12 protein-coding genes and 2 tRNA genes are annotated in these 12,531 nt (G+C 68.4%); 10 read left to right on the top strand and 4 right to left on the bottom strand.

The window, feature by feature from the left end:
* The gene (locus BS329_RS05410) at positions 1–1,662 is read right to left on the bottom strand and encodes an N-6 DNA methylase (protein WP_076156135.1); all 1,662 of its coding nucleotides are present in this window, start codon (positions 1,660–1,662) and stop codon (positions 1–3) included.
* A 77-nt stretch (positions 1,663–1,739) separates the two neighbouring features.
* Here BS329_RS05410 and BS329_RS05415 point away from each other — a divergent pair, with 77 nt between their 5' ends.
* The 6 genes from BS329_RS05415 to BS329_RS05440 all read left to right on the top strand — a co-directional run bounded on the left by BS329_RS05415 (position 1,740) and on the right by BS329_RS05440 (position 6,413).
* Positions 1,740–2,486 (top strand): PP2C family protein-serine/threonine phosphatase, encoded by a 747-nt coding sequence (locus BS329_RS05415; RefSeq protein WP_084749390.1) that lies wholly within the window; start codon positions 1,740–1,742, stop codon positions 2,484–2,486.
* 72 nt (positions 2,487–2,558) lie between these two features.
* A tRNA-Ser gene (locus tag BS329_RS05420) sits at positions 2,559–2,646 on the top strand.
* Positions 2,647–2,783: 137 nt separating this feature from the next.
* A complete protein-coding gene (locus BS329_RS05425; RefSeq protein WP_076156138.1) occupies positions 2,784–3,044 on the top strand; it encodes a hypothetical protein in 261 nt (86 codons plus the stop codon).
* Positions 3,045–3,046: 2 nt separating this feature from the next.
* Positions 3,047–3,292, top strand: a complete 246-nt coding sequence (locus BS329_RS05430; protein WP_076156140.1) for a hypothetical protein — start codon at positions 3,047–3,049, stop codon at positions 3,290–3,292.
* 15 nt (positions 3,293–3,307) lie between these two features.
* Positions 3,308–6,049: an FtsK/SpoIIIE domain-containing protein gene (locus BS329_RS05435; protein ID WP_076156141.1), complete on the top strand. Its 2,742-nt coding sequence runs from the start codon at positions 3,308–3,310 to the stop codon at positions 6,047–6,049.
* The gene (locus BS329_RS05440; RefSeq protein ID WP_076156143.1) at positions 6,042–6,413 is read left to right on the top strand and encodes a hypothetical protein; all 372 of its coding nucleotides are present in this window, start codon (positions 6,042–6,044) and stop codon (positions 6,411–6,413) included. The genes BS329_RS05435 and BS329_RS05440 overlap by 8 nt, the downstream gene beginning before the upstream one ends.
* Before the next feature lie 112 nt (positions 6,414–6,525).
* Here BS329_RS05440 and BS329_RS05445 read toward each other — a convergent pair whose 3' ends face one another.
* Positions 6,526–9,009, bottom strand: a complete 2,484-nt coding sequence (locus BS329_RS05445) for an endonuclease/exonuclease/phosphatase family protein (protein WP_076156145.1) — start codon at positions 9,007–9,009, stop codon at positions 6,526–6,528.
* A gap of 145 nt (positions 9,010–9,154) precedes the next feature.
* On the opposite strand from BS329_RS05445, the gene BS329_RS05450 reads away from it, so the two are divergent.
* Entirely contained in the window at positions 9,155–10,483 is a 1,329-nt protein-coding gene (locus BS329_RS05450) for a BNR-4 repeat-containing protein (RefSeq protein ID WP_076156146.1), read from the top strand.
* Between the two features lie 127 nt (positions 10,484–10,610).
* Positions 10,611–10,781, top strand: a complete 171-nt coding sequence (locus BS329_RS43775) for a hypothetical protein (RefSeq protein WP_167479985.1) — start codon at positions 10,611–10,613, stop codon at positions 10,779–10,781.
* 247 nt (positions 10,782–11,028) lie between these two features.
* Here BS329_RS43775 and BS329_RS05455 read toward each other — a convergent pair whose 3' ends face one another.
* Positions 11,029–11,475, bottom strand: a complete 447-nt coding sequence (locus BS329_RS05455; RefSeq protein ID WP_208619149.1) for a limonene-1,2-epoxide hydrolase family protein — start codon at positions 11,473–11,475, stop codon at positions 11,029–11,031.
* A 93-nt stretch (positions 11,476–11,568) separates the two neighbouring features.
* Between BS329_RS05455 and BS329_RS05460 the strand changes: the two genes are divergently transcribed.
* A complete protein-coding gene (locus BS329_RS05460; protein WP_076156148.1) occupies positions 11,569–12,114 on the top strand; it encodes a DUF305 domain-containing protein in 546 nt (181 codons plus the stop codon).
* 42 nt (positions 12,115–12,156) lie between these two features.
* A tRNA-Ser gene (locus tag BS329_RS05465) sits at positions 12,157–12,244 on the top strand.
* 46 nt (positions 12,245–12,290) lie between these two features.
* Here the strand turns inward: BS329_RS05465 and BS329_RS05470 are convergent.
* Entirely contained in the window at positions 12,291–12,497 is a 207-nt protein-coding gene (locus tag BS329_RS05470; RefSeq protein ID WP_076156149.1) for a CsbD family protein, read from the bottom strand.
* Positions 12,498–12,531 lie beyond the last annotated feature (34 nt).

Genomic DNA, 12,531 nt, shown 5'->3' on the forward strand with positions numbered 1-12,531 from the left:
CTAATTCTCCGGCCTCAGTTGACCTTCCATCAGTCCGGCCAAGCCTAGCCTCACCAGCTCCATGCCCGATTTCGCCGCCTCACGCAGGGCGTCCTCAAAGGCGGCGAGCCGGGTGAACGCCTCCCCGTGGACCCGCTGTGTCTCGATCGGCAGGCGCGGGATCTGGGTGCGTTTGAGGTCGATCCTGGTCGACGAGGTCGGCGCGATCTGTCCGGCCGCGCGCAGGCAGCCGGCGAGGAACGCGGCGTCGAGCCGTTCCGGATCGGTACGGTACTTCGACATCGGCGGCTCCACCGTTGCCGACGCTCCACTGTGGACATACGCGGGCACGGCCGGCGACGCGACGACGTCACCCTCTTCCACCGACTCCGGCACCGTGAGCACCCCGGCTTTCAGCAACTCGCCGATCGTGGTGAACGCGGGCTTCTCGCCGGACACCGCCAGCGACGGCGGCTCCGGCCGGATCCCCTCGAAATGCCGCCGGACTTCGAGGAAGGCCTCGCCCACGTGTTCGTCCCGTTCCTGATGACGGGCGGGGGAAAGGTCGATCTCGTCGTCCAGGAGGTCGATGATCCGGACCGCGCCCGGCACTTCGGCGCCCCGCAGGTGTTCCCGCCACTGTTCCTCCACAGTGGACGGATCGGCCAGCAGGAGCAACCGGGACGGCGGCCGCTTGCCGGGTTCCGGGCGCCGCAGCAGCCAGAGATCCGCGCCGCCGACCGTCACGATCGCGCGCAAAGCCCCGGCCCGCAACAGGTTCCCGCGGATCCGGCGCCCGGTCCGGCGCGCCGCGGCGGCGGGCGGCATGCGGATCACGACCAGCCCGCCGGGCTTCACGTGCGCGAGACAGTGCTGCACCCACGCCAGTTCCGGTTCGCCGCGTGGCGGCTGGCCGTACTCCCAGCGCGGATCGCCGACGAGTTCGTCGTAACCCCATTCCCGATCGTTGAACGGCGGGTCGCAGACGACGGCGTCGGCGAGAACTCCCGCGTAGGAGTCCATCGGCAGCGCGTCCGCGCCGTACATCTCCATGTCCGCGCCCGCGAGCAGCAGCCGATGCGCGGCGATGCACGAGAGCGCCGGGTCGTCGGTCTGGCCGAGCAGCCGGGTGCCACCGGAGGCGAGCAACAGCGTCCCCAGCCCGCACGCGGGGTCGAGTACGACACCGGGATCGGGACCGATGAGCCGGGACATCAACGCGGCCACCGGTTCCGCCGTGACCGACAGCTGACGGGAATGCGCCTCGACGTAGCGTTCGCACAGGAACTCGAAGGCCTCGCGCGCACCCACCTCGTCGGCGAAGCGGTCCAAGAGTTCGAGCAGCTCGGGATCGTCGTAGCGGGGCGAGAAGTCCCACTCCTCCCCGGAACCCCGGCGCGACAGGTACGTGCCCACCCTGCCGACCCGTTCGCCGAGCCACAGGTCGTCGCCGAGGTTGCGCAGCCGCTGCCAGATCCGGTCCCCGAGCGAGATCTCGAACGGTTTCCCGCGCTCGCGCAGCCAGTTTTCGATGTCGAACAGCGAAAAGAGGGGGCTCGAAGCCGTGCCGGCGACGGGCGGCGGAAAATCTCCGTAACGTCGACGCCAGTTGCTCACCGCGGCGCGGCCGACGCCGGCGATATGCGCGATGTCCGCCGCGCTGACGGTGGCTTGCTCCTCCATCGGCGCATCGTAACCGACAGCCGACCATTCCAGCCCTAAGTTTGTGAACTCAGTACACAGCTGCTTTACTGGGGTCCATGACGTACACCCTTCGGTACGCGGCCGGCTCGGACGTCGGGCGGCGCCGTCAGGTCAACCAGGACTCGGTTTACGCCAGTGCGAGACTGCTCGCGGTCGCCGACGGCATCGGCGGCCAGCCGCACGGCGAGGTGGCGAGCGCCGAAGCGGTCGGCGTCCTCTCCAGACTCGATACGGACCTTCGCGGCTTCGACCTCGCGGAGGTCGACCTGGTCGAGGTGCTCACCGGAGGCCTCCGCACCATCGACGGCCGGCTGGCCGCGACCGCCGAGCGCGAACCGGAGACACGCGGCATGGGCACCACCCTGACCGCACTGCTGTTCGACGGCGCGCACTTCACGGCCGTCCACATCGGCGACTCCAAGGGTTACCTCCTCCGCGACGGCACGCTTCGGCGCTTCACGCGCGACCACACCCTCGCGCAGGCGCTCGCGGACGACGGCCGCATCGACCCTTCAGAGGTCGAGGGACACCCTCGCGGCTCGCTGCTCATGAAGGCGCTCCTGAGCACCGGTAGCGGCGAAGCCGACATCTGGGCGTTCGACGCGGCCCCCGGCGACCGTCTTCTCCTGTGCTCAGATGGGTTAACGGCAACGGTTGTCGAAACCGTTATCAAGGACGTCCTCGGCGCCTTCCAAGATCCCTCCGACACCGTCCCGAGGCTCATCGACCTGGCCAACGAAGGCGGCGGACCGGACAACATCACCTGCGTCGTCGCCGACGTCCTCACCCCCGCGGCCACGTGAGCCCGGAAAGCCGCAAACGCAGGTCAGACCCGCCTTCTCGGCGTATGAACCCCATACGCTAAAGTTCCCCACGGAGGATTGGCCGAGCGGCCTAAGGCGCACGCTTGGAAAGCGTGTTGGGTTCACGCCCTCGCAGGTTCGAATCCTGTATCCTCCGCCATCGGCAAGGCCCCGGACGTTCCGACGTCCGGGGCCTTGTTGATTAGTTAGCAAGACCTTCACTTAACAGAGTCAGTTGATCACGCTAAGTTTAACAGTGGTCGTTCCAGCCCCCGACGTCCCAAGGAGTCCGCCAAAATGGCCGGAGTCGAAGAGATCCGCGCTGGTATCGCGCTCGCGAACGAGAAGTCGTCCGCGAGCATCGCCGCACTTCAGCAGGCAGCGCAATCTCTCGAAGAAGCCCAGCTTTCGCTTTCCCAAGCCACCCAGGGCAGCAGTCAGCACGAGGTGAGCCAGGCACACGGGCTTCTCGCCGAGGCGCTGCAGGGCATCAACGGTTTGGTGAGCACCATCCAGGCGGGCATTTCGTCGGCCGAGTCGTACTCGACCCGCCTCTGAGCATGTACCTCGAGGAACTGCACCAGCTGCTGGCGGCCGTCCAAACCGGCCTCGCCGACGGACGTGCTCATGCCGAGCGGGCCAGAAGCCTGCTCGAAGAGTCCAGGCGTGCCATCGTGGAACCACAGGCCCAGGCCGTGCCATGGGTGCCGTCGCAGCTGGCGCAGGCCGACGAGGGAATCGAAAACCTCCTGACGCGCCTTTCCGCCGCTGACGACCTGGTCAGCGGTTACCAATCCCGCCTCTGAGATCGGCGAGCCGGCATGGGCAGCAAAGCGAGCGAACAGCGCAATCGGGTCGTCACGGCGCTGGAACGGGTCCGGCACCAGATCGGACTCGTCCTCGGGTCCGCCGCCGGTGCCCGTCAAGCCGCCGAGGCGGAACTGGCCAAGCTGGAACTGGAACAGCACATCGTCCGGGTGGGGATGAACAACTCCACCTCGGAGCAGCACGCGGAATGGTCGCGCCATCCCGCCGCCACCGAGGTCTTCACCCTGCTCGGCAACGTGCGGGGCCAGTTCTACTCGGGCTGGGAAGCCGGGCCGAACGCCTTGCGCGACCTGGTCACGAACAACGCGCCGGGACCGGCGGGGCAGCAGCCGGGCAACTGGCTCGGCCGCGTCGGCGGAAATCCCGGCATCACCGCGCCGGGGCTGTGGCGCGTCGGCTCGGCGACCGTGCCGGGCAAGGACGTTCCGCGCAGCTTCGACGTCGCGATACCCCTGCTCGACGAGTCGCACCTGTCCATCACGTCGGCACCGAAGACCCGGGCCGCGGTGGACGGCATCGTGCAGAACCTGCTGATGCGGGTGCTGAGCACCTTCGAACCCGGCGCGGTGCGCGTCCACCTGTGGGACGTCGGTCAGCTGACCGCGATTCTGCCCGACCTCTACCCGCTGAGCCGCACGAGCGCGCTCAAGCTGTACGACCCAGGGCGGCTCGAAGACCTCCTCGACGAACTGGCCGGGCACATCCGCCGCATCCACGCGACCGGGATGCAGGCGGGGCACACGTCGCTGCGGGAGATCCGGCAGGCGAGCGGCCAGCGCGTCGAACCGTTCCGGGTCGCGGTGCTCTACGGTAACGGGGAAACCCTCGAACCGGAGCGCGCCCGCGAGCTGAAACGCGTCGCCACCGGGGCTCTTGCCGCCGGGATCTGCCTGATCATGATCGACGTGCCGACCACGCTGTCGACGTCGGTGGAAACCTTGAGCCTGCTCGACGACCGCCGCGCGATCAGCAGCATGACCGGTACGGACCTGGTCGTCGACCTCGATCCGCCGATGCCGTCCGGACAGGTCATCCGGGCCGCCGGGCGGATCGCCGAGGCGCTGATCGCCAAACAGGGCGGGCCCCGCTCGTTCGCCGACCTCCTGCCCACCGAACTGGGCAAGGAGAGTTCGGCGCGCGAACTGCGGGCGCCGGTCGGGTTCTTCGAGGGTGAGGCGGTGGAGGTCGTCATCGGCGACGCCAGCCCGCACGTGCTCATCGGCGGGCCGAGCGGTTCGGGGAAGACGAACTTCCTGTACTCGCTGCTCGGCAGCTTCGCGGCGCGGTACTCGCCGGACGAGCTCGCGCTGTACCTGCTGGACTTCAAGGAAGGCGTGTCGTTCGCCGGGCTCGCGCCGGGGCGGCGGGACGCCAGCTGGCTGCCGCACGCCAAACTCATCGGGGTCAACGTCAACACCGACCGCGAGTTCGGCCTGGCGCTGCTGCGGTACCTCGCCGACGAGCTGCGCCGCCGGTCCGCCGCGGCGAAACAGCACGAGGTCACCAACCTCGCGGACCTGCGCGAACAGGACCCCGGCGGGCACTGGCCGCGGATCGTCGCGGTGATCGACGAGTTCCAGTACCTGTTCGCCGGCCGCGACGGCGTGACGGCGACCGCGACCCAGCTGCTGGAGGACATCGCGCGGCGAGGGCGGTCGCAGGGCATCCACCTGGTACTGGCGAGCCAGGACGTCGCCGGGATCGAGGCCTTCTGGGGCAAACCGGCGGTGTTCGAGCAGTGCACGCTGCGGATCGCGATGCCGAAGGCGCGGCGCGTGCTGTCCGAGACCAACAACGCGGCGGTCTCGGCGCCGAAGTGGCATGCGGTGATCAACCACGATTCCGGTGTGGCGCACGGGAACCAGCTCGCCCACGTACCGGACGCGAGCAGCAAGGACGTCTTCGTCAAGCTGCAGCACCGGCTTTGGGAGCGGTACTCGGATTCGTTCAAGCGGCCCCGGCTGTTCGACGGGGCGCATTCCCCGGTGCTGGAACAGTTCCCGGCGTTCAACGATTTGAAGCCGACGAAGAAACCGCGGGCGCTGCTGGGTCAGTCCATCGACGTCGACGAGGCCGCGTGCGGGGTCGAGCTGCCGAAGGCCCCGGGACGGAATGTCGCCGTACTCGGCGCGGCCACGGCGGAGGCACTGTCCATCATGGACTCCGCCGCACGCTCACTGGCTCGCCAGCATCACGACGATTCGGTCGAGTTCGTGCTCTCGTGTCCCATCGAAGCGTGCCTCTCCGCGGTGACCGACTTGGCCGAGCGGCTGCGCACGGAGGGACACCGCGTCTCGCTGGAAGACGATTTGCCCGCCCGGGTAATCGATATCGCGGAGAAACTGTCCTCTTTGGACACTCCGAAAATCCTGCTGCTGTACGGCGTCGACGCCTCGATTCCCGCGCTGGAGGTCAAGGCGCCCGGGCAGGTGAAGAGCGGCTTGGACCAGTTGCGGGTACTGCTGAAGCAGGGTCCGGCACACGGCGTCCACACCATCGGCTGGTGGCGCAGCATCGCCCGGTTGAAGGACACGCTCGGTTTCGCGGGCACCGACGACATCGGCTCCTGGGCGGCACTGGACGTCCAGGGCAACGAACTGTCGCCGTTCGCCGCCGGCCAGGTCGTGCACTGGTCGCCGCGGCCGGGTCGCGCGCTGTTCTTCGACCGCACCACCCACGGCGCCCCCGAGGTGATCATCCCGTTCCAGCGTCCGGAAGGGCTTCTCGATGGATGACGGCATGACCGCGGCCATGCGGTACAAGGAGATCGTCGGCCTCGCGCGGGCTTCGGCGGAAAACCTGCGCAACTGGGAGATCGGCCGCGCGGACGAACTGGAGGCCCGGCTCGCCGAGGCCCACCAGGCCGTCGCGAACGCCGCCGAACGCGAGCAGCGCGCCGTCGACCGGGCCTCCCGCTGGTGGAAGATGGCTCAGCACAACGTCGAAGGCCTCGCCTGGCTGCCGGACGACGAAGCCCCGCAACCGGTCCCGACCGCGCGGCCCGGGTATCTGGAGCGGTACCTGGAAGAGGTCAAGCCGAGCTACCAGGAACTCGTGCAGGCCGTCCTCTCCCTGGGCTGGCGCGCGAAACGCTCCTAGACGGCGTCTCCCAGGTCAGTGCTGGTACAGGTGGTCGGGGCGCCGCGTTTCGTCCTCTAGTTGCGGTCCTTGCGCAGGGCAACTACCGCAACTAGAGGACGAATTGCGTGGGTTACGGCTTCGGGAAGTACGGGCCGAGGACCTTCTCCAGGTAGTCCGCCAGGTCGTAGAACGCGTCCTGGACCGGGTTGCCCGCGCTCGGCCGGAACCGCAGCACCTGCGGGTCGTGGTCGCTCGCCTGCTGCGCGAACTCGGCGTTCAGGTGGACGACGTCGTAGTCGAGCCCGCGCGGCGCCTTCGACGTCAGGATGTGGTCCAGCACTTGCGACTGGCCTTCGAAAACGTAGCTGTACCGCTCGTTTTCCGGCAGCGAAGCGATGAGGTCCTTCAGCGCTCCGCCCGCGGTGAGCGTTTGCACGGCAGGCGAGAACGGGTAGTCGTTGATGTCACCGGCGACCACGATGTTCGCGTTCTTGTCCGCCGCGAGCACCTTGTCGACGAACCCGCGCAGCACGGTCGCCTGCTTGACCCGCTGCACCTCGGAACTCCGGACCGGCGGCTGGTTGCGGCCGTGGGTCGGCTGGTCGCCGCCCTTGGAGTTGAAGTGGTTCGCGATGACGAACACGGTACGGCCCTGGAAGACGAACTCGCCGACCAGCGGCTTGCGGCTGGCCCCCCACGCCTCGTTCGCCGGGTCGACCCGGCCGGGCGAGACGGTCAGATGGGTCTTGCCGCGTTCCTTGACCACGTCGACGGGAGTGGTCGCGGTGCCGCCCGGCCGATCCACAAAGGACACCCGAGCCGGGTTGAACAGGAAGCCGACGCGGATGTTGCCACCCGGCTGGCCGCCGTCCTTGCCGTTCTCCGGGTCGATCTGGCGCCACTCGTAACGCGGGCCACCGGCGGCGACGATCGCGTCGACGAACTTCCGGAGCGTCTGCTCCGCGGCGACGGTGCCGTCGTTGATCGGCCCGTTGTTGTCCTGGATCTCTTCCAGGTTCAGGATGTCCGGCTTCGCCAGGTTGACGGCGATGGCCTTGGCCAGCTCGCCGAACTTCTCCGCACTGTCCGAAGCGGACAGGTTCTCGACGTTGTAGGTCGCCACCGAAAGCTCGCCGCCGCGCTGAGCACGGGTGCTCTCGCGCTTCAGCCCGTTGTCCTTGGTCGCGCCCAGCTTTGTCGCGAACAGCGTGTAGCCGCCGAAGTTGCTGTACTCGACCGGGCCGGAGGTCACGCCGGTGAGCACGTCACCGGTGTTGACCTTCGGGAACGGCACCTCGGCGAACGGGATCAGCGAAGCGACCTTGAGCACGCCGGTGTTGAGCCGGTCGTAGTCCAGGTACACCGCGCCGCCGCGCACGCTCGGGTTCTGCTTCGGTTTGGTGGTCACGTAAAGCTCGTTGAACGACGACGTCGGGCCGACGACGCGTGCGTCGGAGACGCTGACGATCTCGCTTTCGTGCGTCTCCCAGAAGTCCAGCGAGTACTTCGCGGGCTCCAGCGGCAGCGGTTCGATGCTGCCGCCCGGTGCGGGCGCGACGGTGTCCGGGACCGACTCCGGCGTGACAACGGTCGCGGCGGGCAGCGCGTTCCCGCTCGAATCGACCGTCCACTGTGCACTCGTCAGCTCGGTCAGCGATTGGTACGGCGAAGTCGCGGGCGCGTCCGGGTAGAACTCGCGGACGGTGCCGGAGGCGGTCACCGCGTCGCCGACGGTCACGGCGGGCGTGGTCAAGCCGGTGAAGACGAACAGGCCCTCGCTGGTGCGCGGGTCGGCGTCGGGAGCGGTGTCGGTGATCCAGAACCCGCGCGCCGAACCGAAGCCGCGGATCGCGGTCACGACGCCGGTGACCCCGGCGACCTTCCGGTCCTTGACCGGCGAGATCCGCGTGCTGCCCTGGATGTCGTGGATCTTCGCGGTCACCGGCGGCGGGCCGGTCTCGCCCGGCGTCTCACCCTTGCCGTTGGTCGGCGTTGGCGCGCCCGAGGTGAAGTCGGCCGCGTTGTCGTCGGTGTCCGACAGCGCCGTCCCCCTGGCGACGGAGGCGGTGTTGGACGGCGCGGCGGCAGCGGCCCCCTCGCGGATGGTGGCGCCACCGAAGCCGACCAGGTCCTTGATCCGCGCGTCGGCCGCGCAGTCGGCGGCGGTCCTGCAAGTCAGCGCCGAGGTGCCCTGGACAAGCGCGATGGTGCCCGCCGTCGCGGACAGCGGGATCGCGCCGGTGGCGTCCGGCGTCGGCAGGGCGACGGTGCCGCCGGCGCCCTTCGCCTGCGCGACGAGGTAGCGCGCGCCCGGCGCGACACTGCCGGTCAGCGGCGTGACCTGCCAGCTGTTCCCCGACGCGGGCGCGTACTGGACGCTGAACCCGTCGAGGCTCACGGCGGCCGCGCCGCGGTTGGCGAGTTCGACGAAGTCACTGGTCAGCGTGGCGCCCGAGTTGCCGCCACCGCCGTAGACCTCGGCGATCACGGCGTCGGCGCTGGGCGCGGCGAGCGCGGCCGGAGCGGCTGCGATGGCAGCACCGCTCACGACCAGGCCGGAGGTGACGGCCACGGTCAGGGCCCGTCTCCTGGCAGCACGGCGGGATGTGGTCACGCTGAGTCCCCTCTTCGCAAGATCGGTCGAGGAATACTCCCCCGAACAAGTGAAATGAGGAAGACGACCAGACAACGATTCGTGACGCCCGTAGTCCCCGTGAGAGGATCGAGATCCGCCGCCTGCACACCCAGGAGGCGTCTTCATGCGCGGACTTCTTTACGCGCTCATCCCCCTCGTCACGGCGAGTCTCGTGACCCCGGCGGCGGCCAAGCCGCCGGACAAGGCCGCGTTCGAGGTGATGACCCCGGCGAGCACGGTCGCGTCCCGCACCGACCGGCGGCCGAACGCGGGCGGCACCTACGACCCGGTCGCGCGCAAGACCTTCATCTCGTGGTCCGGCAAGGCCGCGGACACCTATGTCCAGGCCTACGACCATCGCACCGGCGACTGGACCGCGCCGAAGAAGATCGCCGACGGCGAGTCCGATCCGCACAACTACCCGACGATGCTGCTCGCCGGCGACGGCCACCTGCTGATCTTCCGCGGCATGCACAACACGCGCACCGTGATCAGCCGCGCGCCGCTCGCTCATTCGCTGGAGGGAACCTGGACCGACACCGAGGTCACCGCGGGTGACTCGGCGAGTTACCCGATGCCCGTCAAGACCATCGACGGCACGTTGTTCATGTTCTACCGGGAGACGACCAACGAGCTCGATCCGAACGCGAACCCCGACTTCCGCCCGATGAAGTACATCGTGTCCCGCGACAACGGGAGGACGTGGAAGAACTCCGTGCGGCTGACCGGGAAGCAGTGGGCGTTCGGCTCACTGGGCCGGGCCGACCACATGGACGAGATCTACGTCGGCCAGCCGCGGTACCTGCCGTCGTCCGGGCGGATCCAGTTCGTCTACACGCTCGCGGGCGGCGGGCCTTCGCAGCACGAACACGACGTCTACCACCGGAACGTCTACTACCTGTCGTTCGACGTCCGTACCCTGCGTTTCTTCTCCGCGGCGGGCCACGACCTCGGCACCCAGGTCGACGACGCCGAGCAGGAGCGGTACCTCAAGGTCGTCGAAACCCCGCTCGAACTCCCCGGCGGGCTCAAGTCGCCGGACTACATCCTCCAGGTCGGCACGCAACGCGACGGAAAGCCGGTCGTCACCTGGTTCCAGTTCGACGCCGCGGGCTCGCCGCGCGATTTCGCGGGCGCGTGGAACGGCTGGAACTGGGAAGTGCGCGAAGTCGCGAATGGACTCCGATTGCGTGAGATCGAACCACTCAATGGCGGCACGTGGCGCGTTTACGGAACCCGGGATGGACGACCGGACATCGAAACGTTCTTGCTCGAGAACGGACGCGTCTGGAAGCCGGAAACCTTGATCACCACACCGAAACCGGTCCAGCGCGTCGAAGTGATCACCGGTTTCCGGGACCCTGCCCGCATTCTGGCGACCGGCGCGTCCAGTGCGCGTGACGTCTCCGTGGCCGACGGTGACATTTACGTCGCGGGGACGCCGCGCAAATAGACCATTCGAGTTTCCCTGCCTTAAATGAACCTCAAGTCCGGGTACAACCCGGCATTCCCGGAGTTACCTTTGGCGACGTGAGCGAGGACACAAAATCCTCCCTCACGTCGCCGGAGGAGGTGTCCCGATGGGCTGGCTCATCGCAGGTACGGCACTGGTCCTGCTGCTGGGGATCGCACTGGCCGTCGAGCTGCGCGACCGGAAACGCGGCGGCCGCCCGATGGCTCACTTCAGCGGAGCACGGCTCGACACCGTGCTGCGGGAGGCCGACCTCGGCGATCGGCACATGACCTTCTGACGCTCACCGGGGAGGGTGAGCGGGGGGAACTGGGGGCGCACCGCCGGTGCACGGGACCCGTCGGGGGAGGACGGAGCCCGTACACCGGCGGTGTGTCATTTCCGGGGTCCGTGCCGCAAGTAGCCCTCTACTCGCGGCCGGACGCGGGTGTCGCGAAAGCCACTTTCGCGACGTCTGATGTCCCGAAAGTGGCTTTCGTGACACGGCCACTGGGCAGCCGCGGTAGGTACCTGAGACGCTCTTGCCCTCAGCGCTCCAGCTCCTGCCGTGCCCGGTACTTGCCGACGAGCGACTTCGCCCCGGCGACGGCCGCCTTTCCGGCGCCCTTCGCACTCGCGGCCAGGAACGTCGTCCAGTCGAAGTAGTCGCGCCACAACACGATCCGGCCGTCGCGTACTTCGAACGTGCCGCACACCCAGAACTCGGCCTCCCACGAACCGCGCCGCAGGACGTCGGTGCGTTCGGTGAGCACGATCGGCCCGTCGGCGGCGATGTGGTGCGTGCGCGCCTCGAACCCACTGCCGTAGCGGGCCAGGGTGCGCAGCTGCTTCTCCACCGCCGAGAGGCCGCGAGCCGGGGGAAGCGGGACGTTCTGGTAGACGATGTCGATCGCCGCGAAGCTCAGCGCGCGGTCGATGTCGAGCTCTTCGAGAGCCTGAAGGAAACCGGTCACCACGGTCTTCGGATCCGTCATGCCCACCGAGGCTAATCCGTTTTTGAACCGGCGGGAGGTCACAGCCGTATCACAAAGCGGAGGGGCCGGATCCCCACGACTACGGAGGTATCGATGCGACGGCGACTGCCGATGGCACTGCTCGGGCTGCTCGCCTGGGTGCTCGCGGGCTGCTCGGCGGCCACGAGCGCCGCGCCGGCGGCCCAGGGCGCCAGCCAGGCCGACATCACGTTCTCCCAGCAGATGGTCCCGCATCACCAGCAGTCGATCCAGGTCGCGAACCTGGCTTCGGAGCGGTCGGCGTCCGAATTCGTGAAGGCCACCGCGGCCAAGATCATCAAGACCGAGTCGGCCGAGGTCCAGACGATGACCGGCTGGCTCCAGTCGTGGAACGCGGCCGTGCTCCCCGCGGCAGGCCACGCCGGGCACTCGATGCCGGGGATGATCACCTCGGGGCAGGTCGCCTCGCTGCGGAACCTGACCGGCGGCGAGTTCGACAGGACGTGGCTCCCGCTGATGGCCGAACACCTGCGCAACGGCGTCGCGATGGCCAAGACCGTGCTGTCGTCGGGCGAGCACGCCGAGACGAAGGCGTTGGCACAGGAGATCGTCGAGAACCAGACGGCGGCGATCGACGAGATCACCGCGCGGCTTCCTTGACCCCCTGAAGGCCTACCGACGCCCTCCGGTATTGTTCTCGGCGGTGGCGTGTCCGAGCGGCCGAAGGAGCACGACTCGAAATCGTGTGACGGCTAATAACCGTCCGTGGGTTCAAATCCCACCGCCACCGCAGCGAAGAGCCGGTCTCCACGGAGACCGGCTCTTCTGCGTCAGGCTTACTTGTTGAACTTGTCCTTGAGGCCCTGCACGGCACCCTCGGCGCGGTCGCGCAGGTCGTGTCCGGCCTCCTTGGCCTCGCCCTCGGTCTGGTCGGCCCGGCCCGAGTTCGCCATGTCCTGGTTGCCGGTCTTCTCGCCGAGCTTCTCCTTGGCGGTGCCGATGGCCTGCTCGGCCTTGTCCTTCGCCTTGTCGAAAACGCTCATGGCGGACGTTCCTCCTTAGCCTGGCGGCCACCGT

Origin of the sequence: Amycolatopsis coloradensis, assembly GCF_001953865.1 — a bacterium.
GTDB classification, from domain to species: Bacteria; Actinomycetota; Actinomycetes; order Mycobacteriales; family Pseudonocardiaceae; genus Amycolatopsis; species Amycolatopsis coloradensis.